Raw genomic sequence first — 25035 nt, forward strand, 5'->3', positions numbered from 1 at the left:
GGAGGTGGCCGGATCCTAAGATGAGGCATGGACTTCTGGGACGTGTTGTGGACTGTGCTGGGGGCCGGGCTGATTCTGCTGATGCTCATCGACGTCTTCCACACACTGCTTTACCCGCACGGTTCCGGCCCGGTGTGCAGGACAATAATGCACGGATGCTGGCGTCTCTCCAGGCTGTCCAGGCGAGGGGCCTCTTCGATCGCGGCTCCCGTGGCCATGGCCGCTGTCATCGGCGCCTGGGCCGCCATGGCCATCCTGGGCTGGGCGCTGCTCTACCTGCCGCACCTGCCGGAAAGTTTCATCTACGGTGACAGGGTCCCACGGGAGGCAGATTTCCTCGAAGCGGTCTACATCTCCATGGTCACTCTTTCCACCGTAGGGTTCGGGGAAGTGGTCGCAGGCCACCCTCTGCTGAGGTTGGTCTCTGCCTCCCAGGCGCTCACAGGTTTCGGTTTGCTGACGGCCACGGTCTCCTGGATCCTTCAGATGTACCCAGCCCTGAACCGCCGTCGCGCCCTTGCCCATCAACTGAACCTGTTCAGGGAGGCGGCAAGTCCCGGTGACCCGTTCTCAATGGGTCCCAGCCATGCCGCCGGTCTGCTCGAATCGCTGGCCGGCAGCGTGGCCTCCGTCAGCATAGATTTGCTGGCCTTCCACGAAACGTACTATTTCCAGGAAGTCGAGCAGCGGGGCTCCCTGCCGGCTACAGTCAAATACGCACAGGAACTCGCGTCCGAAGCCAAGGCCAGCGATCACCCCGATCTCCAGTTTGCCGGGCGGATGCTGGAGGCGGCCTTGGAGGATCTCGCTGGGGTTCTCCGTGGCAGATTCGGGCATGCCGGGACAACGTCGTCCGAGGTGTTCGAGCACTATTCCACGCACCACAGGCACCGCCGGTCCCGTGGGACGGACACTGATTAGTTCCTGAAACCCTGAAACGGAAGCGGACGCTGCGCCCACCCCGCGTATATTAGCTTGGGGCTAAAGATGAAACTGGGGGACACATGCGGCTTCGTTCATGGGCGCGCGCAAAACAACGGGTGCTGGCTTCGGCAACAACGTTTTCGGCAGTCGGGCTGCTTCTTGTAGCGGCAGTGGTGCACCCGGGGTTCAAAACGACGCACGTGGACCTCAACGACGGCGGTGTGTGGGTGACCAATACCGGCATGAACCTGGTGGGTCACCTGAACTTCCAGTCGAAAACGCTCGACGGCGGCCTCATGGCGGCCAGTTCCGACTTCGATATCCTCCAACACAGCAGCAGTGTGCTCGTGTCGGACCGCGGCAACGCCTCGCTGGGCCGGGTCAAGGTTTCGGCCGTCACTCTTGAACCGCCCCAGCAGCTCCCCGGAACCGCGGTCCCGGCGTTCGGGGAAAAAGCCGTGGCCCTGGCCGATCCGAACTCGGGGCGCCTCTGGGTGACGCAGGGCAGCATGCTGGGCTCCCTCGACTTCGATGCACAGGAACCCGTGCTGAGCGGCGCCCGAGGAATCGTCGCGACGGTAGGAGTTGACGACGTCGTTCACGCCGCGGATCCGGCACGCGGCGAGGTGACCTCACTTCGCGTCAACGCGACCGGCGGGGTGGATTCCCGCACCACCGTGCAATACGGGCAGATCCGCAACAAGGACAACGTCCAGCTTGCCGCCGTCGGGGACAAACCGGTGCTGTTCGACGCCGACGGCGGAATACTTCTTCTTCCCGGCGGCCGGGTGGCGCAGGTGCCGGACGCGGCGGACGCCAAACTGCAGCAAAGCGGGCCCGCCGCGGACTTTGTGGCCGTGACCACCAAGAAGGCCCTGATCAAGCAGCCCCTGGACGGTTCGGCCGCGACGGTGGTGGACCTTGGAACGTCCGGAACCCCTGCCACTCCCGTTTTTCTCAATGGCTGTGTCTACGCCGCCTGGGCCGGGGCCGGAAAATACCTCCGCGAATGCACGAACGCCGCAGACAACAGCAGCGCTGACATTCCCGGCGCGAGCGCCCGGTCCAATCTGGTGTTCCGGGTGAACCGGGACATCGTGGTCCTTAACGACGTCACGTCCGGCAACGTCTGGCTGGTGACCGAGAACATGAGGCTCGTAGCCAACTGGGACGAGATCATTCCCCCGCCGGACAAGGTTGAGGACCAGGACGACCCCGCCGCAGATGACACCCCCGTGGACACCCTCCCGGACCGTACCAAGGAAAACCGCCCGCCGTCAGCCAAAGATGACCAATTCGGCGTGCGCCCCGGCCGGACCACCCTCCTGCCGGTCCTGGACAACGACTCGGACCCCGACGGGGACGTCCTCACCGTCCAGCTCCAGGGCGACAGCCCCGCCGCCGGCAGCGTGCAGGCCGTCTACGACGGCACTGGCCTGCAGGTGAGGGTGCCGGCCGATGCGACCGGAACGTCACGGTTCCAGTACCAGGCCAGTGACGGCCGCGGCGGCACCGCCACGGCCGCCGCCACCCTGACCGTGAAGGACCCCGCCAGCAACGAGCCGCCGAAGCAAAAACGGGTGCCCACGATCATCCTGGAGCAGGGCAAAAGCATCTCCCAGAACATCCTCACCGACTGGACAGATCCTGACGGCGACAACCTGCTGCTGCTGGGAGCCCGCCCCACCCGCGAAGGCGACCAGGTGCGGACCCGGGCAGACGGCCTTTTGACGTTCCAGGACCTGGGATCCACCCTGGGCAAAAAGGAGGTTGCCATCACCGTCTCGGACGGACGGGACCAGGTGGAGGGCACCGTGGTGGTGGACGTCCGCGCCAAGGGCGGCCTTCCACCGAAAGCCAACGCAGACCACGTGTCCGGAATCGCCGGCCAGGACATCCTGGTTTCGCCCTTGAAGAATGACAGCGACCCCACCGGCGAAGGCCTCCGGCTGACACGCGTGGTAGGCCCTCCGGAGCAGGAAACCACCCCGGATTACCAGACGGGGACCTTCACCTTCCGCGCGGCCAGGCCCGGCACGTATTACGCCACCTACCTGGTGACCAACGGACCGGACAGCTCCGAGGGGCTCGTACGGATCGACGTCAAAGCCGCCGGCGCCGAACGGGGCGACCCGGTCGCCGTCGCTGATCTGGCGCTGCTTCCGGTGGGCGGGGAAGTGCTGCTGGATGCGCTCGCCAACGACTCGGATCCAGCCGGGGGCGTCCTGGTCATCCAATCCCTTGGCCTTCCCCGGAATTCAGCGGTGGCCGTCGCCGTCGTGAACCATCAGATCCTCCGCATCACCGATGTGCGTGGCCTCGCTGCGCCCACTTCCCTGACGTACACCGTGTCCAACGGCGTGGCCAGTGCAACCGGCGAGGTGACCATCCTGCCCATTCCGGCGCCGGCAAAACTGCTCCCGCCTGTCGCGGCCCCGGACGAAATCACCGTCAGGGCCAACGACGTCGCCACCATCGCTGTCCTCGCCAACGACTCCCATCCCAATGGCGCAAAGCTGAAGCTCAAGCCGGTCCTCGTGCAGGGAACCGATCCCGCACAGGGCCTCCTTGCCGTATCCGGGGACGTGCTGCGCTTCAAGGCAGGCGCAGCAGGAGGAACGGTGCACGCAATCTACGCCGTCACCGGCCCCGATGGGCAGGAAGACTCGGCGCAGGTAACCATCCACATCCGCGGAGCGGGCACCAACTCCCGGCCGCTCCCCCAGCACGTGACCGGCCGGGTGGTTGCCGGGAACACCACGAGGATCCCCATTCCCCTGGAGGGCATCGATCCCGACGGCGACTCCGTCACCCTGGTGGGTCTGGAGCAGGCACCCCGCAAGGGAACAGCCGTGGTGGGTGCCAGCTATGTGGAGTACAGGGCGCCGGCGAACGCCTCGGGACAGGACACTTTCTCCTACGTGGTGGAGGACAGGTTCGGGGCGCGGTCCACCGCGCGGGTGGCCGTAGGCATCGCACCCGCCCCCGGATCCAACCAGAGTCCCGTGGCCGTTGAGGACAGCATCACCGTTCTCCCGGGCCGCCACGTGGCAGTGGACGTGCTTGCCAATGACTCCGACCCCGACGGCGACAATGTCACCCTCGCAGCCAACGGGCTGGAAGCTGCGCCGGAACTGAAGGCAGGGGTCACTGACGGGCGAGTGCAGCTCATCGCCCCGCCGGCTTCCGCGGGATCCGCTACGGCTGTCGTCCGGTACCGGGTCAGCGACGGCCGCGGCGGCACCGCCGTCGGAACCCTCAAAGTCCAGGTGCGCAGCGACGCCGCCACCCTGGCCCCCATCGCACGGGACGACCGTGTCACGTTTGCCGAGACACTGGGCAAGACCGTCGTCGAAGTTCCTGTTCTCAAGAACGACGACGACCCCGACGGAGTGGCCGCCGAACTGAAGATCACCTTCCCGGAGGCCGCACCGACGGCCAGCATTTCCGCTCCCGGGAAGATCTCCGTGCGGCTGGAAAGCCGGCCGCAGATCATTGCCTACACCGTCACGGACATCGATAGGCTCAGCTCAACGGCCTTCATCCTGGTGCCCGGCCTCGAAGGGCAGGCGCCCGCGCTGCGGAGCACCGCGCCGCTGGAAGTTGTCAGCGGCCAGCAACTGACCTTGAACCTGCCCGACCTGGTGGTGGTCCGTCCCGGCAAGAGCCCCCGCATCACCCAGGACTCCAAGGTGCAGGCGGTGGCGTCCAACGGAGCGCCGCTGGTGAAGGACGCGACCACCGTCGTGTTCACGTCCGCCGACGACTACACGGGCCCGGCGGCCGTCACCCTCGAGGTCACCGACGGCGTGACCGTGGACGACGCCGAAGGGCGCAAGGCGGTACTGACCATCGGCATCACCGTCCTGCCCGACCCCGCCCGCAACCATCCTCCGGTTTTCCCGTCGAGCACCGTAGAAGCCGCGGCGGGCGAGGAATCCACGCTTGACCTGCGCCAGGTGGCTTCCGACGTCGACGAGGCAGACAAGGACAAGCTCACGTTCGCGCTGCAAGGGGCACCGCCGGCCGGGGTCAAGGCCACCCTTGACGGCAGCGTCTTCAAAGCCACTGTTGACGGCGCGGCCAGGGGCAGCCGGCTGACCGTGCCAGTGACCGTCTCGGACGGGCGCAGCGCACCTGTTAAGGGTGCCGTGGACGTCCGCGTGGTCGCGTCAAAGCGTCCGCTCGCCGCAGCGAACGATGACGTCATCGCCAACGCCCGCGCCGGGCAGTCCCAGCGGGTCCAGGCGCTGGACAATGACATCAACCCGTTCCCGGAGACACCGCTGAAAATCCTGAGCGCCGCCGTCGAAACCGGAACCGGCACGGCAACGGTGGAAGGCGCCACTGTGGTGGTGACGCCCGCCGAAAAGTTCGTGGGCACCATGGTGGTCCGCTACCGGGTCCAGGACAGGACGCGGGACGCGGAACGCGAAATTGACGGCCGCATCCGGCTCACCGTCAAGGACAAGCCGGATGCACCGTCCACCCCGACGGTCGGGGAGGTGCGAGACCGCACCGTTGTCCTCAACTGGGCGCCTCCCGCCAACAACGGAGCAGCCATCACCGGCTACAAGGTCAGCGGCAGCGGAGGGTTCTCGCAGCAGTGCCCCTCCACCACATGCACGCTCACCGGCCTGACCAACGATGTGGAATACACCTTCACCGTGGTGGCCACGAACGAGGTGGGAGACTCGGCCCCGTCAGCTGCTTCCGCACCCGCCCGGCCGGATGCGAAACCTGATCCCCCGGCGGCACCCACCGTGGTTTCCGGCGACAAGTCGCTCACAGTGAACTGGGTACCTCCACGGAGCCCCGGCTCGCCGGTGCAGAGCTACAACCTGGAGATCTCCCCTGCGCCGCCGGCAGGAAACGTCCGGGCAAGCAGCGTCACCGGAACGTCCTACCGCTGGACGGGCCTGCAGAACGGGACGCCGTACCAGGTCAGGGTCCAGGCCTCCAACAAGGCACCCGACCCCTCGGAATGGAGCGCCTACTCAGCGAGCGGCATCCCGGCCGGCGTGCCCGGTGCCCCCGGCAAACCAACCACCACCCGTTCCACCTCCGGCGGGTCGGAAACGATCATGATGGTGGCGTGGGCTCCTGCTGCAGAGAACGGCGCCTCCATCGACACCTACACCGTCAATGCTGTCCGGGGAGGATCCGTAGTAGCGACCAACACCGTGTCCGGCAGCCAGCTGAGCATGCCCGTCACCGTCGGCAACTCCGCCACCGACTACACCTTTACCGTCATAGCCAAGAACAAGGCAGGTACTTCGGCGGCCAGCCTGCCTTCGGACCCTCGCCGGGCCTTCGGCACGCCCGGGGCGGTCCCCGGAGTCCGCGCCGATCCGCTCGACAACGCGGTACAGCTGTCCTTTGGTGAGGCCGCGGGCAACGGCGCGACCCCGGGCTACCAGTACCAGGTCAACGGAAGCAGCTTCCTGGCCGTTCCGCCGGACAGGGTCATCCGGACCGGTGTGCCTAACAACGGCAACTACACGATTGGGGTGCGCGCCGTGAACAGCATGGATGGTGCCACCTATGAGGGGCCGGTCACCAACTCCCGCCCTGTGGCGCCGTACGGCAAGCCGCATGCCGCGAGCATTAACCCCGTGACTGTCACCACCACGGTGAGGTTCGACGTCGGAGCGGTGGTCAACAACGGGCGCCGCGTAGTGTCCCTGGAGTACCAGTCATCAGACGGGAAGTCGGGCACGCTGGGCGCCGGCGGCGGATCGGTCACCACCGGCAACGGCTACGACCAATCCATCTCCATCACCGTCACCACCGTGGATGACCTCGGCCAGCGCACCTCCGTCTCGGCAGCAGGGCGGACGGCACCGGCGAAGTACCTTGTGGTGGACAACGGCTCGGCGAGTCCCGGTACCTGCGAATGGCCCACAAACGGCACTTCCGCGCCGGACACGGCGGCAAACTGCGCCGCGGGCGGCGGAACGTTCGTGGCGCAGGGCACCCGGGTCCAGGTCCAGTGCGTGACCACCGGCGCCTCGTACACCATCTATGACGGAGCGACCGGCAAGCCCACCGGGACCACCGGCAACGTCTGGTACAAGGTGATCAACAACCTCTGGATCCGGCCGAGCGACGGACCCGTGGACTCGGGGGTGCCGGCCTGCTGAGGCAGCAGGACGCAGCGCCGGGTTAGTTAGCGAAACAGTTCTGGCCTGCCGTGTGAGCAGATGGATACAAGAACGAAACGCATGGTCGACGCCCTGAAACATGGCGTGGCTACGCTGATTCCTACCTGAAATCCACAGGTCAATTGAAAGGAACTAGCCATGCTTTGGAATACCTTGAACCTGTTTTTCAGCTCCGCGCGCAATGATGGGCACTCAGCATTTGGGGAGACGGGGCCGAACAGTGATTTTCCCCGGGGCCACCTCACCTCCGCCCCCTGGGAAGGCTGGTGGGACAGCGCCGCGCAGGTGTGACGGGCCTGTGGATCGGTGGCCGCCGGGGGTAGGCTCACCAACAGGGATCCACGACGACGGGAGGGCCAGGCATGACTGAACCGACAGGCAGTACCGAACTTGAGGACCAGGGGGCTGCCGCTCACCGCACTTGCCGTGGCGGCGGGGCGCGCCGTCGAAACCTCACGGGCCGACCCGCTAGTGGCGGACCGCTTCGCCTCCGCTCTGGTGGTGGCGGCCCGCTCCCACCTGGACCTGCCGACGGTGTGGCCTGCCGAACCTGCCGAGGCCCCTCCGCTGCAGCAGCCGCTCCTGCTGGCCTCCATCTATATCGGCATGCGGACGCGGTTTATTGACGACTTCCTGCAGTCCGGCCCATCGACAACGCAGACGGTGATTCTGGGCGCGGGACTGGACACCCGGGCGTTCCGGCTGACCTGGCCGGACGGTGCCCGGGTGATTGAGATCGACAGTGCCAACGTCCTGGAGTTCAAGGCACACGTGCTGAGCCGGCTCTCGGCCGAGCCCGGCTGCGAGCTGATTTCCCTGCCCGCGGACCTTTCCCTGCCCTGGCGCGAGCCGCTCCTCGGCGCAGGCTTCGACCCGGCGCAGCCCACCACCTGGGTCCTCGAAGGCCTGCTGCCGTACCTCGATGCCGCCTCCCAGGCTGCCGTGCTGAACGAAGTTGCGGCATTGTCGGCGCCGGGGTCCCGTGCGGTGATTGAACGTGCCGTGGCGCTGCCCGAGACGGACGACATCGAGGCCAAGCTGCGCGAGTTCAGCGAGCAGACGGGCCTTCCCATGAGCGAGGTGCTGGCGCGGGCCGATCCGCCGAACCCGGTGGAGCTGCTCGAGCCGGCCGGCTGGCGCTGCAGCAGCCACACCGTCGAGGAGCTGTGTTCGACGTACGGCCGGGTGCTGTCGTTGGCCGCCCCGACTGAAGCGGGACCGGAGGCGACGGCGCCTGAGCAGCAGCCAAGTGACCAGTCCCGGGGCGGCTTCGTGACCGCCTGGCTGGAGTAGGCCTGGGTCGGGCAACAGGGCACGCCCTCAGGACTGGGCCGCTCAGGACTGGGGCGGAGCAGGCTCAGCCAGTTCAGCAGTGATCTGATCCGCCCAGGCGTCGATGGCCGCCCAGTCGCGCAGGTCTCCGAACCGGCCGCCGGTGAGGCGGAACAGTGCCCGGAGCGGAGCCGACAACTGGCTGGACTCATAGACACCGGAAAATACCGTGTGGCCGCGAAGCGGAACATCCTTAAGCTGCGTTTGTTCCAGGCGTTGCTTCTGCAGTTCCGCACCGCTCCCGCGGAACAGCTTGGGCAGGCCGTCGGACATCCCCACGCTGAAGGCCCAGACGGGTCGCTCGGCCAACTCAGGTGCATGCTGAGCGAGGAAATCTGATGCGGGGGCCAGCCACGTCTGGTTGTGGATGGCACTGCCCACAACCACAGCCTCGTAACCGGAGACCGACTCGGTCTGCTCCACGGACCGGCACTCGACCTCGCCCAGCACAGCCGCCATGCGGGCAGCTACCCGTTGAGCTATCTCCCGGGTGGAACCCAGTGCACTTGCATAGGCAACAAGAACAGTCACGGCGACCTCCTGCTTTTCTTCCTCACTTCTGATGGAACCCGGCCCGGCTGCAACGTGCAAGAGTTCCCACCATGCCGTTAACCTCAGCTCCACCTCCCCGCAGACGGCAGGCCACCTGCCCTCCCTAGGGTGGACGGGTCGGCGGCTCAGCGCCGGCCACCGTCATCCGGGAGGAACCAAAACCATGCGCAAAGCCCTGACCGCATCGGCCGCCGTCGCACTTTTCACCGCAGCCATTACAGCGACGGCGGGACCCGCCGTTGCTGCGCCGGCAGCGGACCCCGGCACGCCGTCGTCGAACTCCACCGCCTCTTCCGCCATCAAGACGAACGAGCGCAACGGCTCCTTCGACCTGCAGTCGCACCGCGGCGGCCGCGGCGAGTGGACCGAGGAATCCCTGGCCGCGTTCGCGAACTCGCTGAAGCTGGGCGTGGGCACGCTCGAGCTGGACACCCACCTGACCGAGGACGGGAAGGTCATCGTCTGGCACGACGACACGATGCAGGCCAACAAGTGCGTGGACACCGCTCCGGTGACGCCGAACGACCCCGAGTTCCCCTACGCGGGCGACCGGGTGGCGGACCTGTCGCTGGCCCAGATCAAGACCCTCAACTGCGGCTACCAGCAGCTTGCCGGCTACCCGGAGCAGCAGGTGATCGAGGGCAACCGCATCGCCGAACTCAAGGACGTCTTCGCCTTGGCCGACGAGTACGGCGCCAGGAAGGTCCGCTTCAATGTGGAGACCAAGGTGGAGGACGGCCAGGCCGGCGGCGAATCCTCCGTGGCGCTCACCAAGGCCGTGGTCATCGAGATCCATAAGGCCGGCATGTCCGGGCGCACCACCCTGCAGTCGTTCGACTGGTCCACACTGAACTACACCCGGAAGATCGCCCCGCAGCTGCCCGTCGTGGCGCTGTCCAGCGGCGACGCCTGGCTGCAGGTGGGCAAGCCCGGCGCTGCGCCCGAGCTCGGCGGCATCGACATCGACGACTACGACGGCTCCCTCGCCAAGGCCGCCAAGGCCCTCGGCTACGACGTCATCTCCCCCGCCTTCGCGTCGGTCACGCCGAAGATGATCGCCGAAGCACACGACTACGGCCTGCCCGTCATCCCGTGGACCGTGAACACCACCGCCGACATGTCGAGCCTGATGGACCTCGGCGTGGACGGCATCATCACGGACTACCCCACGCGCCTGCGCACCCTCATGGACGAGCGCGGATTGAAGCTGCCAAAGGCTTACGCGGCGGCTGGGTAGCCTACATCCCCGATGACATGTACAGGCCGGGCAGCAAGGCAGGATTGCCCAGTGCGAAGAAGGCGAAGACGATCAGCGCCACTCCAACAATCCTGCTCAGCGCCCGCCCATGGCTCCACGACTTCTCCAACAGCACGGTCACGGCGACGACGGGCATCCAGGCAAGATTCATCACGCCCACGGCGATAAGGACCACCATCAGGCCCCAGCAGCATCCGATGCAGTACAGGCCGTGGTAAACCCCGACCCGCAGGTCACGGAGCCGGCCCTTGTAGCCTGCGACATGGAGCAGGAACGCCACCGGTGAGCGGCAATGACGGAGGCAGAAGTCCTTGAGCGGCGTGAGTTGATAAAGGCCCGCGGCCACCAGCATCCCGGTTCCCACCCACGGTGCGACGTCCGGCGCTGACGCTGCCAACTGGGCCGTAAGCAGCGCGGCCGCGAAGGCGACGGCGCCGAAGACTGCCCACGCCGCCAGGTACCCGACGACGAGTGCGGCGGTTCGGGCGGCCCGGACAGGGGCACTCCGGGTCGACCGGATGAACCGCAGGTAGGCCGTGGTGAGGGGCGACAACGCCGGGAGCATCATCGCCGCCATCATCAGTGTCCACACCGCCAGGAAGCCGGCAAGCCCCAGCCCCATCGTCCCGGGCCCAGGAGCCATCTCCCGGAAGCCCAGGACAGTGAAGTACCAAGCCACAGCCGCGCACCCAAGCAACACCAGCAGTGCCGCGTGGTTGCGGACCGTCACATATGCCTGGCCCGACAAGTCAGGCTGACCAGGCGAACGGCGCGGAGAAGGAGTTCTTTCCGGCGTTGTCCCACGACATTCCGAAGACATCCACCGTGGACGTGGTGGCACGTCCGGCGGACAACGTGTCGGCAGGGAAACCGACGCCGCTGACCTTGACGCCGGCGCCGGTCGGGTCCATGGGCGAGACGAAGTCCTCCACCGCCATGTCGACCGCCGTGCCGATCCGGACCCGGTGCTCCCTCCCGTCATCCGCATAGGTGAAATCGCGGGACTCCATGCCCAGCATTTCCCCGATCAGGGGGCCCACGCCTTCCATCGGGCCGCCCAGCTGGCCGCCAAACACAGCCCCGAGCGCCTCGGCCTGCTCGGGTGAGGCCGCCGCGTCCATCAGGACGCCTACCTTCCAGCCGCCCTCGCTCATCAGGGCAGGCGCATCGGCCACCACGCAGACGTTCAGGCCGCCGACGTCGACGCCGTTGACGTCACCCTTCTGGACGTGGAATGCCAGCGCAACCTTGCAGCGGTCCTGATCCCCAGGCAGTGTAAGACCGGAGGTGGAACACGGGCAGACCATGTCACAGTTGCAGTTTTCGAAGTACGTGCCTTCGATTTGCCATGCCATCTTTGGGGCTCCTTTCCCATGCCCCCACGCTGTCAGTGTGCTCCGGGGTCTGGACCGCGTCAATAAGGAAATACCGGGGTACAGAAGCCCCGGCAGAGACGGAAAATCCGGGGCCGGACGGTACCCTTTTGCACTCGACCCGCACCGCCGGGCCGTCCAGGAGCGGGCCGGGGACCGCTGCTGCGGCGGCTGCCTCTGGTGTGACCGGGTCCGCAGCAGCATGGCGGGGTGTCCCCTTCCAGGGCAGATCGCTGTTTGCAGTCCAAATCCAGGTCCGTGAGGGCCTATCCCCCGGACTTCCCGCGCGCAAGACTGGGCGTTATCCAGCCGCCGCAGAAGGAGCCGCTCCGTGCCGACCCAACCCTCCGCCGTCGTCTTCGACGTCAACGAAACGCTCTCCGACATGTCCCCAATGGCAGACCGGTTCACGGAAACCGGCGCCCCGGCGTCGCTCGCCAAGCTGTGGTTTGCCACCCTGCTGCGTGACGGCTTCGCCCTCACGGCGGCCGGTGACAATGTGGCCTTCGCCGAAATCGGCGCCGAAGTGCTGCGTGGGCTGCTCGCCGGTCTGGACCTGACCATGGAGACCGACGCCGCCGTCGACCACATCATGCAGGGCATGGCCGGCCTGGGACTCCACCCGGACGTGCCGGAAGGAGTCTCGGCCCTGAAGGCTGCAGGGTACCGGCTGGTGACGCTGACCAACGGCTCCACCGGCGTCGCGGAGAAGCTTTTCACCGCCGCCGGAATCCGGGACAGCTTCGACCGCCTGCTGTCAGTGGAGGACGCCCCGGCGTGGAAGCCCGCCCGCGCAGCTTACGACCATGCCGCCACGGCCTGCGGCGCGGATCCGGAGCACCTGCTCCTGGTTGCGGTCCACCCCTGGGACATTCACGGCGCCGCGCGGGCCGGGCTGGGGACCGCGTGGATCAACCGCTCGGGCGCGACCTACCCGGCGTACTTCACGAAACCGGACTACACGGTCGCTTCACTGCCGGACCTCGCCGCCGCCCTGGCCAACGCCGCCGACTGAACGCACCGGGCGACTCAGGACAGCTTGTAGCTCGGCCGGTACCTGGCGCCGTCCTTCGTGAACTTGTTTCCTCGGCGCCGGCTGGGCCCTGACGCTGTCCCTCGATCCCTCACGCCGCAGCAATACGTTCACTCAACCGGCGGGTCCTCCAACTGACTCGCAGTTGTTGTCGTTTTGAGGGCCCATAACGACAACAACTGCGAGTCAGTTGGGATGGGGTCAGGTTCAACCGGCGGCGAAGGGGCCGTCCTGCACAAGGTTGGCCGGCCGGTTTCCGGAAGCCAGCGCCTCGAGCTGCTTGGCCAGGAGCTTTACGATCCGCGGTTCGAATGCCGATGCATTGCCGCCAATGTGGGGCGTAATCAGCGCGTTCTCGGACGCCCACAGCGGGTGGTCGCTCGGCAGCGGCTCGGGGTCGACAACGTCGAGGGCGCAGTGCAGCCGGCCCGCGAGCACTTCCGCGGTCAGCGCCTCAGTGTCCACAACCTGGCCCCGACCGACGTTCACCACCAGTGCGCCGTCCGGCAACGCGGCCAGGACCTCGGCATTGACCAGCTTGTGCGTAGCCTCGTTCAACGGGGTTACCGCCACCAGGACGTCATGCGTGGCTGCCAGCGAAACGAGGTCGGCGGCCGCATGGACCTGGCCTTGCTCGTCCGTGCGGGCACTGCTGCCCACCCGGTTCAGCTCCACCTCGAATGGCTCCAGGCGCTTGGCGATCTCGCGCCCGATCCCGCCGACGCCGACCAACAGCACCCGCCGGTCCGCCAGTGACGGCCGGCGCTGGGGACGCCAGCTGCCCGCCTGCTGGTCACGGACCGCCGCGTCGATGCCGCGGAGCTTGGCGAGGATAAGTCCGACGGCGAGCTCCGCCGTCGCGGCAGCGTGCACACCCGCCGCAGTGGCGACGGCGGCCGACGCACCTGCCGCCTCCGGCACGCCGTCGTACCCTGTGGACTGCGTCTGGACCAGCTGAAGGTTGCCCGCTTTGGCGAGTGAACCCAGGACTGCAGAGGCGTCAATGTACGGCAGGATCACCGCGTCGATTTCATCCAGGGCGACGCCCTCCGGATTCGAGCGCAGATCCCAGACGGCGCCCCGAAGCTCGCCCGGAAGCGGCTCCAGGCGTCCGAGGAGATCCCGGTCGGGAAAGCTGACGGTACGGATTGGCGGCATGGGGATCCTTTTCGTGAGAGGGGCAGACATGGGCTTTCGACAAGCCCAACCAGCCCGGCTTAACTGCGAAAGTTTTCTCATATGCGATCATCATCGCATCGGCATCGATGCCTGGCAAGATCGGCACCGCGGGCACTTCGCCCGGTCCCAAGCTTTTACATCCCGGAAATGAAAAAGGGTTGACGGATCCAAAAAGAAACGCGAAACTTTTCTCATATGTGATTGTGGTCTCAGGATCGGCCGCCGCATCCAACCCTCCCAACTGAAGGTGAAACACCATGGCAACAACGCTCGAACTCACTGTCCGCACCGCACAGTGGACCCGCCCGTCCCGGGACCTCGTCAAGGCATTCGAGAAGTTCCCGGTGGCCAACATCGGCGACGCAATGGAGCGGCTGGGCCTGGTTGACGGCAACATCAACCCCATCTGGGCCGGCGCGCACTGCGTCGGCTCGGCACTCACGGTCCTCGGCGCAGCCGGGGACAACGCGGCTGTCATCGAGGCACTGAACTACATCGAGCCGGGCGACGTCGTCGTCATCAACGGCTTCGGGCACGAGCACCGCGCACTGGTGGGCGAACAGCTGTCCCAGCGTTTCGAGGCCGCCGGAGCCACCGGCGCCGTCATCGACGGCTACATCCGCGATCGCGCCACCATCACGGAGATCAGGTTCCCGGTCTTCGCCCGCGGCACCACCCCTGCAGGCCCGTTCAAGAACGGCCCCGGTGTGATCGGCGAACCGGTCGCCATCGGCGGCATCGTCTGCTCCCCCGGTGACATCGTCGCCGCCGACGACGACGGAGTCGTCATCATCCCCCAGGCCCGCGCGGCGGAAATCCTGGAACGCGTTATCGAAGTCGCCGCGCACGAGGCCGAAATGACGGCCGAGATCACGCGCGAATACAGCTAATCCAAGCTTCTCCCGCAACAGGGACCCTCCTAGACTGAGAGAACTCCAATGACTAATTCATCGACGGATTCAGTGGACCTCAACACCGCTCAAGTACAGGTCGTCACGGCCGACGGCAAGATGGTGCGGAAGGCAACCTTCGCCGGCACCATGGGCTCCTTCGTGGAGTGGTACGACTACGGCATTTACGGCCTCCTGACCACCTACCTGGCGGTCAACATCATGGGCTCGAAGGACGTGGGCTCCCTGCTGCTGACCAACGTCGGCTTCCTGGTGAGCTTCCTGGCCCGCCCGTTCGGCAGCGTGATCTGCGGCTACCTCGGGGACAAGCTGGGGCGCAAGAACCTGCTCGCGGTGCTCCTGCTCCTCATCTCGGGCGCCACGGCGGCGATCGGCCTCATCCCGTCGTCGTCCGTCATCGGATGGGCCGCGCCGGCGCTGCTGATCCTGTTCCGCATCCTGCAGGGCTTCTCGGCCGGCGGTGAAGTGGCCGGCGCCATGGCCTTTGTTGGGGAGTACGCGCACAACCGGCACCGGAACTACAGTATGAGCTTCATCGCCGTCGGATCCTTCTGCGCCCTCCTGTTCGGGAGCGCCCTGTCCGCCGCCCTCATCACCACCCTCGGCGAAGCCACCATGGGGGCCTGGGCCTGGCGCGTGCCGTTCCTGGTCGCCCTGCCCCTCGGCTACATCGGCTATTACATCCGTTCCAAGATGGAGGACACCCCGCACTTCGACGCCCTCCGCAAGCGCAACGAGGTTGAGCGCAACCCGCTGCGGGCAGCGCTGACATCCAAGCGCCACCTGAAGGCCATCGCGCTGACCATCTTCCTCCCGGCCGTCAACGGCCCCGGCTACTACCTGCTCTTCGCCTACATGCCCACCTACCTCAAGACGCAGCTGGGCACCGGCAACAACTTCTCCATGGTCCAGGCCCTGACCGTCACCGCCTTCAGCCTGGTGGCCATCATCATCTCCATCCCGCTCATGGCCCGCCTCTCCGACCGCATCGGCCGCAAGCCCGTGCTCGCAGTCTCCGCAGTCCTGATGGCCGTGGTGTCCTACCCGATGTTCGCGATGATTACCACCGGCAACATGGTCCTGGCCTGCATCGCCACCGTGGTCATGGCCATCGCCTTCTCCGGCCACGCCGCCGTCGTCCACACCGTCCTGACCGAGATGTTCCCCACCACCGTCCGCTACAGCGCCTACAGCATCGGGTTCAGCATCAGCACCATCATCTTCGGCGGCAGCGCCCCGCTGGTCATGACCGAGGTCATCAAGGCCACCGGCAACAGCATGGTCCCCGCCTATGCCTCCGTCGGCACCGCGATCATCACCCTGGTATCCGTGTTCTTCCTGAAGGAAACCAAGGGCCAGCCGCTGCAGACCCACTAACCAAACCCCGACGACGGCGGGCGGCGGCCGCCATTGCCCCCCCACCCGCCGTCGTTGGACCATTAGGCACCACAACAGAACCACTGGGAGAGTCACCTTGAGCATCAATTCAGTCGCCGTCGTTGCAGACCTCGGCGAAAGCTACGGCAACTACACCATCGGCGACGACGACGCCCTCCTGGGCCTGGTCACCGCCTCGAACATCGCGTGCGGCTTCCATGCCGGCGACCCGCGAGTCATGGACGCCACGGTGAAGTCCTGTGTCGAGCGCGGCATCGAACTGGGCGCACACCCCGGCTATCCGGACCTGGTGGGCTTCGGCCGCCGCCTGATTGAGGCCAGCGAAGAGGAAATCCGCACGGACGTTCTCTACCAGATCGGCGCGCTGGACGCCTTCGCCCGCATCCATGGCGGCAAGATCAGCCACGTGGCCCCGCATGGCCGGATGGGCAGCATCGCCCAGACGGACGCCAAGCACGCGCGCGCCATCACTGACGCCATCAAGGCGTATGACCCCTCCTGTATCGTGATCTGCCAGAACGGGCTGCTGGCCGACGAATCCCGCAAGCGCGGACTCGAGGTGGGCTACGTCTTCCTCGCAGACCGCGGTTACGGCGAGGACGGCATGCCCGTCTCCCGCAACACCGAGGGCGCGCTCCTGCATGACCCCGAGGAGATCGGCCGCCGCGTGGTCCAGGTGGTCACCGAAGGCACCGTCCGCGCCGTCACCGGCAAGGTGGTCCCGCTCGGGCACGACGCAGACGTGGTCCTTCTCCACGGCGACCACCCGCAGGTCCTGGAGAACGGCACCGCACTCCGTGCCGCCCTGGACAAGGCCGGCATCAGGGCCACCGGCCTGCAGGACGTCCTGGCCGAGAAGGCCCGCCGGACTGCCGCCTGACCTTTCGGTGCCCGACCACCACGCCTTTAGAACCTAGGAACCATGAGCATCCAGCCAGCGCCAGGACCGCCGACGCACCAGCCCTTCGAGATCGAAGCGACGCCCTTCGGTGACTCGGCCCTGATGCTGAAGGCGCTGGCTGCCACCGCAGAGGAGCGCCAGGCCGGAAGCCGCCGGCTCCGCGAACTGGTGTTCGGCCTCCAGCCGCACGGGCTCCTCGATGTGGTGGCCGGCGTGGACTCGGTGCTGGTGGAGTTCGACTGCCTTGCCGTCAGCCACGCCCAACTCGCCCAGACCATCCGGCTGGCCGCGGCGGGTTCCGGGCCGGCTGGTGGTCCCGCTGCTGCCGGTGCCGGGCGCGCGGCCGAGCTGTTCGTGATCCCGGTGGTGGTCAGCGAGGCCTTCTCCCCCGACCTTCCCGACGTCGCGGCGGAGCTCGGCATCAGCCCCAAGGCTGTGCTGGACATCCTGGAGACCTGCGAATTGAGCATCAACCTGCTGGCGTCCGCGATGGCACCCATGATGGGCACCCTCCCGTTCCCCGGCCAGGTCAGCCGCTGCCGGGAACCCCGCACCAATGTGGACCCCGGCTCGGTGATGGTGGCCGGCGCCAGCGCCATCATCCAGCCCTTTCCCGGCCCCAGCGGCTGGAAGGTCATTGGCCGCACGCCGCTGACCGTGTGCGACATCCGGGAGGACCCCGCCACGTCCTACACCCCGGGCGACCGGGTGCGTTTCCGGGTCATCCCAGAGAGCGAATGGGAGTCGTTGGAAGGCCAGTTCCTCCGGCCGGCCACCGCGTCTTCCGCGTCGGCCGCGCCGGCAACCTCAACTTCCGGAGGGACCACCGATGCGGACCGCTGAACTGACTGTAGGACTGAAGATCCGTGAAGCCGGCTGGCTTTCCACCTTCCAGGACCTCGGACGGGAGCGCTCAGAGTACATGGGCGTTCCGTGCGGCGGCGCAGCCGACCAGCATTCTGCCTCGGTCGCCAACATCCTGGTGGGCAACCTCCGCACGGCCACGAGCATCGAGATCATGGGCGGCCGGTTCAGCTTCATTCCTGATTCTCCGGTGCTGATCGCCGTCACTGGAGCCCCCGCGGATGTGACGGTCAACGGCGAGGCCGCCGCCATGTGGGAGCCGGTCTGCATCCCGGCAGGCGTACGCGTGGTCATCGCCAACGCGCGGGGCGGTATGCGCAACTACCTCGCGTTCAGCGGCGCCCTCGAGACCAGCCTGTTCATGGGCAGCGCCGCACCGGAGGCGCGCATGGGCTTCCCGCAGCAGATCGGCGTCGGACAGGACCTTCAGCTGCACACCAGCTACGCCGGATTCGAACACCCCTACCTCTCCCAGCCCCTCTTCCGGCTGCCGGTGCCAGTCACGGCCTTCAGCCCGGGCACCTGGCACATCGACATCGTCGAGGGCCCGGAAACCGACGCCGCACCCGGCATCCGTGAGCTGCTGTCCTCGCGCGCCTACACCGTGACCGCGAAGTCCAACCACGTGGGCCTGCGCCTTGACGGCCCGGTGGTCCACCCCGAGGGCCTCGGCGAAATCGTGTCCCACGGCGTTCCGATCGGCGCCTTCGAGATCCCGCACGGTGACGAACTCATCATCCTCGGCCGCTACCGGACCCTGACCGCCGGCTACCCCATCGTCGCCTTCGCCACCAAGGCATCCCTGCCCCTGCTCGGCCAGGCCCGCCCCGGCCAGAAGATGACTTTCAACTGGGTCAGCAGCAGCCAGGCAGTGGACCAATACCGCGAGGAGCAGCGGCTGCTCGCCGTGCTCGAGGAACGCGTCGCCAGCCTGTTCACCGCGGTCCGGCTGCCGCACGCCTCCGCACTGGCTCCCAATCCGGCGGCGGCCTGAACTTTCCGGACCGGTGCTTGACCCGGCCGGAACAAAGATGAGAAACTTTTCTCATATGCAATGCAAATCTCACTGCGATTAGGAGCGGTACATTGGGACTTCTTGAAGGCAAAGTTGCCATCATCACCGGTGCAGGCACCGGTATGGGGCGTTCCACCGCTGCCCAACTCGCCGCCGAAGGCGCCAGCGTCGTGCTGGTGGGCCGCCGCGGCGAGGTGCTGGATGAAGTAGCCGCAGCCATTACCGCCGAAGGGGGCAAAGCGGTCACCCGGGCCGCGGACATCTGTTCAAAGAACGACGTCGACGCCCTGGTCGAGTGGGTCGGCGAGACCCTGGGACCGGTGGACATCCTGGTGAACAACGCCGGCAGCGCCAGCAAGGTGCTCAATGTCCGCTGGATCAGCCAGGAGGAATGGAACGACGTCCTGGACGTCAACCTCAACGCCGTCTACCTCCTCACCCAGGCGGTGCTGCCGGGCATGCTGGCCCGCAAGACCGGCACCATCATCACTGTCTCCTCCCTGGCTGCCGTCAATCCGAACCTGCTCGGCGGCGCCGCCTACGGTGCGGCGAAGGCCGCGGTCCGGAACTTCATGACCTACCTTCACAACACCTTCCGGAACGAAGGCCTGCGCGCCGTCACCATCCTGCCCGGCGAAACCGCAACCCCCATCCTGGACAACAGGGCACGCCCGCCCCGGCAGGAGGAACGCGAAACCATGGTCCAGCCAGACGACGTGGCCCGGGCCATCCACCTGGTGGCCACGCTGCCGCAGCGGACTGTGGTCCAGGAGCTCGTGATCGCGCCCACCGTGCAGCGTGACACCTCCGGGGACATCGAAATCAGCCGGTGGACCGGCGCCCCGGCAGAGGAAGTCCCCCAGCCATGAAACGCCGCCGCACGTACGCAGCTACCGCCGCCGGTGCCGTACCGGCGGCGGCACCGGCCGCCGTCGGCCTCGCCCCAGCCAGCCATCCCCCGATCCGAAACAGGACCACAATGACCCTAGAACCAGCCACCACCCTCGCCAACAGCTTTCAGCCCTCGGAGGCCGTGCTGCGCGTGCAGCGCACCTCCCTTAGGGTCCAGCAGCCCCAGTCCAAGGGTGACCTCGTGTCCCTGGCCATGGGCGAGCCCGACTTCGACACCCCCGCCCAGGTCCGCGCCGCGGCGGCCAAGGCCCTGGAGGAGGGCCACACCCACTACTCGCCGTTGCTTGGCGAGCCGGTGCTTCGCGAGGAGCTGGCTGCCCGTATCGGCCGGCTCCTCGGCGAAGTGGCCAGCTCGGGCGACGTGCTGATTACCCAGGGCGGCACCGCCGGCCTCTCGGCCGCGATCCTCGGAATCGTCAATCCGGGAGACAAGGTGGTCATCCCGGACCCCACCTACTCGCTGTACGCGGACCTCGTGAGCATGGCCGGAGGCACGGTGGCGCCGGTACCGCTGGCGGAGGATCTGCACTGGGACCTCGAGGCACTGGCCACGGCGATGGAAGGCGCCAAGCTGTTCGTCTTCTGCAACCCTTCCAACCCCACGGGCATCGTCCACACCCGCCGTGAGCTCGAGGCCCTGGCGGACATGGTGGCCGGAACCGACACCCTGGTGCTGTCCGATGAGGCCTACAGCGACCTCGTCTACACCCCCGAGCCCTTCGTCTCCGCTTTGGAAATCGAAGGCCTCCGCGGCCGGACCATCTACTGCCAGACCTTCTCCAAGAGCTACGCCATGACCGGCTGGCGCGTCGGATACCTGTGGGGTCCGCCGTCGGTCATCGCCTCCGCGGCCCGGGTCCACAACACCTTCAACGGCTCCATGAACACCGCCGTCCAGCTGGCCGCGCTGACCGCTCTGAAGACCTGCGGACCGGACATCGAGCGCATGCACGCCTCCTACGCCCTGCGCCGAGAGCTCATGGCCACGGGCCTGGGCAGCATTCCCGGGCTCACCGTCAGCTCCCCCGAAGGCGCCTTTTACCTCTTCCCCAAGTACGACGTCGACCTGCCGGCGGCTCAGATGGTGGCGCACCTGCGCGACTTCGGCGTGGCGGTCCGGCCCGGCAGCGAATTCGGCCGGAACGGTGAGTTCCACCTCCGCCTCTCCTATGCGGCCAGCGCCGAAGCCATCACCGCCGGCGTCGAACGCCTGGCCGCCGGCCTGGCAGCACTGCGGTAGATTCCAATTCCATGCAGCTGACAGACCCGGCATCAGGCCTCCGCACGGACACCCAGCGCAGCAGGTCCCTCCTGATCAGCGCCGCGGGGACACTGTTCGGGGCGGGGACAGCGGCGTCGATGGCCGACGTTGCTGCCTGCGCGGGCATTTCCACCGCCACCGCCTACCGGCACTTTGCCTCGGTTGACGAGGTGCTCGCGGCCTACCGCTTTGAGGTGGGCCGCGAGCTGCTGGAGTTCAGCCTGGCGCAGGAGACGCGCGGCCAGGAGCTGCTGGAGTCGGTCTGCCGAAAATGGATCGAGCTGGTGGTCCAGCACGGCGGCTCGATGATCCACACGCGCTCGGCCGAGGGCTATCTTGCACGCGTGCGCCAGGGTGCCTACTACCTGACGGTGCAGTCGGAGGCGCTGCGGCGTCCCCTCGACGAGGTCACCCGGGAGCTGGGCACCCCCCAGCAGGACGAGACTGCCCTGTTCCTGTGGAACGTCTTCTTCGACCCCCGCGAAATCTTCGACCTCATCCACAGCATGGACCTGACCCCCGAACAGGCCTCCGGCCGCCTGGTGCGGACCTTCACCGCCGCACTGCGCGGATGGATGCCGGCCCAGGACCTAAGCTAGGTGGGTAGTAACGAAAGGGTGCCGATCCATGCGTAGTGACACACAGCGCAACCGCCGACAGCTCGTTAAGGCTGCCGGCCAGCTGTTCGCAGCCCGGCGCGGTCCGATCAACATGTCGGACATCGCCAAGCACGCCGAAATCTCCACGGCGACCGCATACCGGCACTTTGCCTCGGTTGAGGAAGTTTTGGCCGAGTACCGCTTTGGCGTTGGCGAAAAGCTCCGCGACTTCAGCCTCAAGCAGGAATCGACCGGGCTCGAACTTCTCGAAGCTGTCAGCCGCAAGTGGGTGGACCTCGTCACCCGTCATGGCGGCGCAATGCTCTACACCCGTTCAGGCGAGGGATACCTGGCCCGCCTGCGCAAAGGCGCCTACTACCTCACCGTCCAGGCCGACGCACTGGAGCGGCCGTTGCGGGAGGCATGCGACGAGCTCGGCCTCGAACCGCTCGGCGACGAGGCCATGTTCCTGTGGAACATCCTCTTCGACCCCCGCGAAATACTTGACCTGATCCAGACTGTGGGTCTGACCAAGGACCAGGCCACCGTCCGGCTCATCGCCGCGCTCAAGGGCGCCATGGCCGGGTGGAACGAGGACCGGTCGCGCGGGGAAGGCTCGGCGGCTCTTGCCGGTGCGGAGGCCGCGCCTGCCGCCGATCCGGGCCAGGCCGCCAGTTAGGATCCCAGCCGGAACGCCTGTGCCCGCAGGCCCGTTCCGCGCGTAAGTTCACGCAGCCGATCGGCGGTGACGGCCGTCAGCGCGGCGATCCGGAAGATGTCCATCTCCCCGCTGCGAAGGACCTGTACGACGTCGGCACGCAACTGCCGCTCAGCACTTTCCTTCTCCTCGATCACCCTTTGCAGCTGCTCCGCGAGAGCGACGAGACCGGCAACGTGCTGCTCGCGTGAGAGGCCGGGAATGTAGGACTCGGAGAAGGCCCTGCCCGTCTTCTTTACCTCGGTGATCTTCAGGCCGGTTGCGGCGGCAACGGCGGCCGCGGGCACTCCGCCGGCCACGGCTGCCGCCACAGCCTCGTTCCGCCGGCTCAGCAGCGCGCGGATCAGACTTTGGCGGTGTGCCCGGGCGGCCTTTTCCTGGCTCAGCCTGCGCTCCAGGTCCCGGTCGTCACCAGATGACGCGGCCCGGGCTGAGTCAGCCCGGACCTGTGAGGCGTTGATGCGTGGCTGAGCGACGCGACGCCGCGGCCGGGCATCAGGAATGTACGTCACGGCGCTGCAGGCCCCCAATCAGTTCCCATTCCGCTGCCCGGTTCCGGAAGGCCGGCATCATGCTTCCCTCGAGGAAACGGCAGACAGTGTCGTGCGCACCGACGGGCGCCCACTCGCCGCTGACCGGGCAGTGGGTTCCCGTCGTGGCGGTGACGGTGCGGACGTGCGTGCTGATTACCTGACCGATGGTGCGCAGCATCAGATTGCTCCTGTGGCTGTGTCGGGTGTGGACGGGCCAGAGGTGGGGGTGCCGGGGGTGAAGGAGATCAGGACCTTGCCGGAGCGGCGTGCGTCCTTGGCGGTGTTGAAGGCCTCGAGCGCCTCGCCGAACGGGTACTCGTGGGTGATCACCGGATCCACGAACAGGCTTCCGTCGGCGAGTGCACCGAGGACCTCATCCATTTCGGCGTTGAAGCGGAAGGAGCCGAGGAGGTCCAGTTCGCGGGTGATGGCGAGCGAGATGGCCACCGGCTGCGCGCCGCTGGGAAGCAGTCCCACCATCACCACCTTGCCGCCGCGCATCGTTCCCCGGATGGCCGAATCCAGCCCGCGGTGGTTCCCGGACGACTCCACGGTGACATCGGCCTCAACGGCGGCGATAGCATCGGCGTCGGATGCCAGGATGGTGCCGGTGGCACCCACCAGGCGCGCGCGCTGTAGCGGTTCCTCATGGACGTCGACGGCGATAATCTCCGACGCGCCCGCACGCTTGAGTACGGCGACGGCCAGGCATCCGATCGGACCGCTGCCGATCACCAGTGCGCGTTTGCCGCGGACGTCCCCGGCACGGGCCACGGCGTGCCAGGCGACGCTGGCCGGCTCTGCCAACGCGGCCGCACGCAGCGTGAGCCCTTCGGGCAGGGGCCGGAACATCCGCGTGGGCAGGGCGGCATACTGGCTGAAGGCACCCTGCGTGTGCGGATACCGGGCCGCGCTGCCGAGATAGGTGCATCCCGGGGACAGGTTGGGTCGGTCCTGCGGATAGCGGGCACCGGTGCCGCCCGGTGTCGCAGGGTGGACCGCCACCCGGGTACCCACGGCCGGGCCGGAGCCGTCCGCCGCCGCCTGCGTTACGGTGCCCACGACCTCATGTCCGAGGACGAGCGGTTCGCGAAGGACGGATTCGCCGGCGGCGCCGTGGAGCCAGTAGTGAAGGTCGGAACCACAAATGCCGCCGTAGGCGATCCGGATCACGGCCTCCTCGCTTCGCGGCTCCGCGGGCTTGATTGGATCCAGGCGCAGGTCCTCCACGCCGTGAACCACCAGCGCTGCGCTGTGTTGCTCCGGGGCTGCGCCTGCTTCTCGGGCTCCGCCGGGCATCGTAATGCTGAGTTCAGTCACGTCAGACCACCGCCGTCATTCCGCCATCGATGAAGATGGTCTGGCCGTTGACGTATGCGGAAGCATCCGAGGCGAGCCACTGCACGGGCCCCATCAGGTCCTGCACTGTCCCCCACCGGCCGGCGGGCGTGCGCTTGCAGATCCAGGAGTTGAACTCCGGGTCGTCCACCAGGGCCTGGGTCATCTCGGTATGGATGTAGCCGGGTGCCACGGCGTTGATCTGGAGGCCGGCGGCAGCCCATTCGGCCGTCATGGCGCGGGTCAGATTTCGCAGGCCGCCCTTGGCCGCCGTGTATGCGCCGATGGTGGGACGAGCGAGGTCGGACTGCACGGAGCCGATGTTGACGATCTTGCCCCGGGCACGCGGCAGCATCCTCCGCGCGGCTTCCCGGCCCACAAGGAAGGCGCTCGTCAGGTCGGTCGAGATCACCCGGTTCCAGTCTTCGACGGCGAGCTCCAGCAGCGGGACGCGGTGCTGGATCCCGGCGTTGTTGACCAGGATATCCAGCTCGCCCAGATTCTCCTCAATGTGCGCGATACCCTGCGCCACGGATTCCTCGTCCGTCACGTCGAAAGCCACGGCCTCCACCCGGTCCTCCCCGAATCGTTCGGCGAACACCTTGCGGGTCAGCTCCAAACGGTGCGGGTCGTAACCGTGCAGCACCACGCTTGCGCCGGCGGAGGCCAGACCGTCCGCCAAGGCCAGGCCGATGCCCCGCGAGGAGCCGGTGACCAAGGCACGACGCCCCGTTAGATCAAAGGGTGTGGGGGTGTTCATCTGCGCTTCC

At 67.2% G+C, this 25035-nt stretch carries 22 protein-coding genes; 14 read left to right on the forward strand and 8 right to left on the reverse strand.

What is annotated here, in order from left to right; genetic code table 11:
* Positions 1-27: 27 nt before the first annotated feature.
* From ABIE00_RS18535 to ABIE00_RS18545, 3 genes are all read left to right on the forward strand, one after another.
* A complete protein-coding gene (locus ABIE00_RS18535; protein ID WP_354262176.1) occupies positions 28-921 on the forward strand; it encodes a potassium channel family protein in 894 nt (297 codons plus the stop codon).
* Positions 922-1124: 203 nt separating this feature from the next.
* Positions 1125-7067, forward strand: coding sequence for an Ig-like domain-containing protein (locus ABIE00_RS18540; protein WP_354262177.1), 5943 nt, complete (start codon positions 1125-1127; stop codon positions 7065-7067).
* A gap of 411 nt (positions 7068-7478) precedes the next feature.
* Positions 7479-8381, forward strand: coding sequence for an SAM-dependent methyltransferase (locus tag ABIE00_RS18545; RefSeq protein WP_354262178.1), 903 nt, complete (start codon positions 7479-7481; stop codon positions 8379-8381).
* 42 nt (positions 8382-8423) lie between these two features.
* On the opposite strand, the gene ABIE00_RS18550 is transcribed toward ABIE00_RS18545, so the two are convergent.
* A complete protein-coding gene (locus ABIE00_RS18550) occupies positions 8424-8951 on the reverse strand; it encodes a flavodoxin domain-containing protein (RefSeq protein ID WP_354262179.1) in 528 nt (175 codons plus the stop codon).
* A 184-nt stretch (positions 8952-9135) separates the two neighbouring features.
* Here ABIE00_RS18550 and ABIE00_RS18555 point away from each other — a divergent pair, with 184 nt between their 5' ends.
* The gene (locus ABIE00_RS18555) at positions 9136-10209 is read left to right on the forward strand and encodes a glycerophosphodiester phosphodiesterase family protein (RefSeq protein ID WP_354262180.1); all 1074 of its coding nucleotides are present in this window, start codon (positions 9136-9138) and stop codon (positions 10207-10209) included.
* A 1-nt stretch (position 10210) separates the two neighbouring features.
* Here ABIE00_RS18555 and ABIE00_RS18560 read toward each other — a convergent pair whose 3' ends face one another.
* Together ABIE00_RS18560 and ABIE00_RS18565 are read right to left on the reverse strand one after the other, a co-directional pair.
* Positions 10211-10978 (reverse strand): DUF2182 domain-containing protein, encoded by a 768-nt coding sequence (locus ABIE00_RS18560; RefSeq protein ID WP_354262181.1) that lies wholly within the window; start codon positions 10976-10978, stop codon positions 10211-10213.
* Position 10979: 1 nt separating this feature from the next.
* Entirely contained in the window at positions 10980-11585 is a 606-nt protein-coding gene (locus ABIE00_RS18565) for a DUF1326 domain-containing protein (RefSeq protein WP_354262182.1), read from the reverse strand.
* 349 nt (positions 11586-11934) lie between these two features.
* On the opposite strand from ABIE00_RS18565, the gene ABIE00_RS18570 reads away from it, so the two are divergent.
* On the forward strand, positions 11935-12618 hold the full coding sequence (locus ABIE00_RS18570) for a haloacid dehalogenase type II (protein WP_354262183.1): 684 nt from the start codon (positions 11935-11937) through the stop codon (positions 12616-12618).
* A 225-nt stretch (positions 12619-12843) separates the two neighbouring features.
* On the opposite strand, the gene ABIE00_RS18575 is transcribed toward ABIE00_RS18570, so the two are convergent.
* Entirely contained in the window at positions 12844-13794 is a 951-nt protein-coding gene (locus ABIE00_RS18575; RefSeq protein ID WP_354262185.1) for a 2-hydroxyacid dehydrogenase, read from the reverse strand.
* A gap of 278 nt (positions 13795-14072) precedes the next feature.
* On the opposite strand from ABIE00_RS18575, the gene ABIE00_RS18580 reads away from it, so the two are divergent.
* The 9 genes from ABIE00_RS18580 to ABIE00_RS18620 all read left to right on the forward strand — a co-directional run bounded on the left by ABIE00_RS18580 (position 14073) and on the right by ABIE00_RS18620 (position 22355).
* The gene (locus ABIE00_RS18580) at positions 14073-14705 is read left to right on the forward strand and encodes an RraA family protein (RefSeq protein ID WP_354262186.1); all 633 of its coding nucleotides are present in this window, start codon (positions 14073-14075) and stop codon (positions 14703-14705) included.
* A 48-nt stretch (positions 14706-14753) separates the two neighbouring features.
* Positions 14754-16103: an MFS transporter gene (locus ABIE00_RS18585; RefSeq protein WP_354262187.1), complete on the forward strand. Its 1350-nt coding sequence runs from the start codon at positions 14754-14756 to the stop codon at positions 16101-16103.
* Positions 16104-16200: 97 nt separating this feature from the next.
* Entirely contained in the window at positions 16201-17004 is an 804-nt protein-coding gene (locus ABIE00_RS18590; RefSeq protein WP_354262188.1) for a LamB/YcsF family protein, read from the forward strand.
* Positions 17005-17046: 42 nt separating this feature from the next.
* On the forward strand, positions 17047-17868 hold the full coding sequence (locus ABIE00_RS18595; RefSeq protein ID WP_354262189.1) for a carboxyltransferase domain-containing protein: 822 nt from the start codon (positions 17047-17049) through the stop codon (positions 17866-17868).
* Positions 17855-18883, forward strand: a complete 1029-nt coding sequence (locus tag ABIE00_RS18600; protein WP_354262190.1) for a 5-oxoprolinase subunit C family protein — start codon at positions 17855-17857, stop codon at positions 18881-18883. The genes ABIE00_RS18595 and ABIE00_RS18600 overlap by 14 nt, the downstream gene beginning before the upstream one ends.
* Positions 18884-18975: 92 nt before the next feature.
* Positions 18976-19773 (forward strand): SDR family oxidoreductase, encoded by a 798-nt coding sequence (locus tag ABIE00_RS18605; protein WP_354262191.1) that lies wholly within the window; start codon positions 18976-18978, stop codon positions 19771-19773.
* Between the two features lie 110 nt (positions 19774-19883).
* On the forward strand, positions 19884-21056 hold the full coding sequence (locus ABIE00_RS18610; RefSeq protein WP_354262192.1) for a pyridoxal phosphate-dependent aminotransferase: 1173 nt from the start codon (positions 19884-19886) through the stop codon (positions 21054-21056).
* Positions 21057-21067: 11 nt separating this feature from the next.
* Positions 21068-21676 carry a TetR/AcrR family transcriptional regulator gene (locus ABIE00_RS18615; RefSeq protein ID WP_354262193.1) on the forward strand — a complete coding sequence of 203 codons (609 nt, stop codon included), beginning with the start codon at positions 21068-21070 and terminating at the stop codon, positions 21674-21676.
* Between the two features lie 28 nt (positions 21677-21704).
* Complete coding sequence (locus tag ABIE00_RS18620) at positions 21705-22355, forward strand: TetR/AcrR family transcriptional regulator (RefSeq protein ID WP_354262194.1); 651 nt, start codon at positions 21705-21707, stop codon at positions 22353-22355.
* Here the strand turns inward: ABIE00_RS18620 and ABIE00_RS18625 are convergent.
* From ABIE00_RS18625 to ABIE00_RS18640, 4 genes are read right to left on the reverse strand one after another with little or no spacing between them, the layout of a single operon-like run.
* Entirely contained in the window at positions 22352-22906 is a 555-nt protein-coding gene (locus ABIE00_RS18625) for a hypothetical protein (RefSeq protein ID WP_354262195.1), read from the reverse strand. The two genes, ABIE00_RS18620 and ABIE00_RS18625, sit on opposite strands and share 4 nt — an antisense overlap.
* Positions 22890-23105: a hypothetical protein gene (locus ABIE00_RS18630; protein WP_354262196.1), complete on the reverse strand. Its 216-nt coding sequence runs from the start codon at positions 23103-23105 to the stop codon at positions 22890-22892. Before ABIE00_RS18630 ends, ABIE00_RS18625 begins: the two co-directional genes overlap by 17 nt.
* Complete coding sequence (locus ABIE00_RS18635; RefSeq protein WP_354263423.1) at positions 23105-24226, reverse strand: L-idonate 5-dehydrogenase; 1122 nt, start codon at positions 24224-24226, stop codon at positions 23105-23107. The genes ABIE00_RS18630 and ABIE00_RS18635 overlap by 1 nt, the downstream gene beginning before the upstream one ends.
* Before the next feature lie 22 nt (positions 24227-24248).
* A complete protein-coding gene (locus ABIE00_RS18640; protein WP_354262197.1) occupies positions 24249-25025 on the reverse strand; it encodes an SDR family oxidoreductase in 777 nt (258 codons plus the stop codon).
* Positions 25026-25035: the final 10 nt, after the last annotated feature.

Source organism: Arthrobacter sp. OAP107 (assembly GCF_040546765.1).
In the GTDB taxonomy this organism is placed as follows: Bacteria; Actinomycetota; Actinomycetes; order Actinomycetales; family Micrococcaceae; genus Arthrobacter.

What these genes read in the sequence shown, in the direction of transcription:
- ABIE00_RS18615 (WP_354262193.1), top strand. Translation starts at nt 21,068, where the DNA reads ATGCAGCTGACAGACCCGGCATCAGGCCTCCGCACGGACACCCAGCGC.
- ABIE00_RS18640 (WP_354262197.1), bottom strand. Translation starts at nt 25,025, where the DNA reads ATGAACACCCCCACACCCTTTGATCTAACGGGGCGTCGTGCCTTGGTC.
- ABIE00_RS18630 (WP_354262196.1), bottom strand. Translation starts at nt 23,105, where the DNA reads ATGCTGCGCACCATCGGTCAGGTAATCAGCACGCACGTCCGCACCGTC.
- ABIE00_RS18620 (WP_354262194.1), top strand. Translation starts at nt 21,705, where the DNA reads ATGCGTAGTGACACACAGCGCAACCGCCGACAGCTCGTTAAGGCTGCC.
- ABIE00_RS18595 (WP_354262189.1), top strand. Translation starts at nt 17,047, where the DNA reads ATGAGCATCCAGCCAGCGCCAGGACCGCCGACGCACCAGCCCTTCGAG.
- ABIE00_RS18635 (WP_354263423.1), bottom strand. Translation starts at nt 24,226, where the DNA reads ATGCCCGGCGGAGCCCGAGAAGCAGGCGCAGCCCCGGAGCAACACAGC.
- ABIE00_RS18575 (WP_354262185.1), bottom strand. Translation starts at nt 13,794, where the DNA reads ATGCCGCCAATCCGTACCGTCAGCTTTCCCGACCGGGATCTCCTCGGA.
- ABIE00_RS18580 (WP_354262186.1), top strand. Translation starts at nt 14,073, where the DNA reads ATGGCAACAACGCTCGAACTCACTGTCCGCACCGCACAGTGGACCCGC.
- ABIE00_RS18610 (WP_354262192.1), top strand. Translation starts at nt 19,884, where the DNA reads ATGACCCTAGAACCAGCCACCACCCTCGCCAACAGCTTTCAGCCCTCG.
- ABIE00_RS18600 (WP_354262190.1), top strand. Translation starts at nt 17,855, where the DNA reads ATGCGGACCGCTGAACTGACTGTAGGACTGAAGATCCGTGAAGCCGGC.
- ABIE00_RS18585 (WP_354262187.1), top strand. Translation starts at nt 14,754, where the DNA reads ATGACTAATTCATCGACGGATTCAGTGGACCTCAACACCGCTCAAGTA.
- ABIE00_RS18535 (WP_354262176.1), top strand. Translation starts at nt 28, where the DNA reads ATGGACTTCTGGGACGTGTTGTGGACTGTGCTGGGGGCCGGGCTGATT.
- ABIE00_RS18565 (WP_354262182.1), bottom strand. Translation starts at nt 11,585, where the DNA reads ATGGCATGGCAAATCGAAGGCACGTACTTCGAAAACTGCAACTGTGAC.
- ABIE00_RS18555 (WP_354262180.1), top strand. Translation starts at nt 9,136, where the DNA reads ATGCGCAAAGCCCTGACCGCATCGGCCGCCGTCGCACTTTTCACCGCA.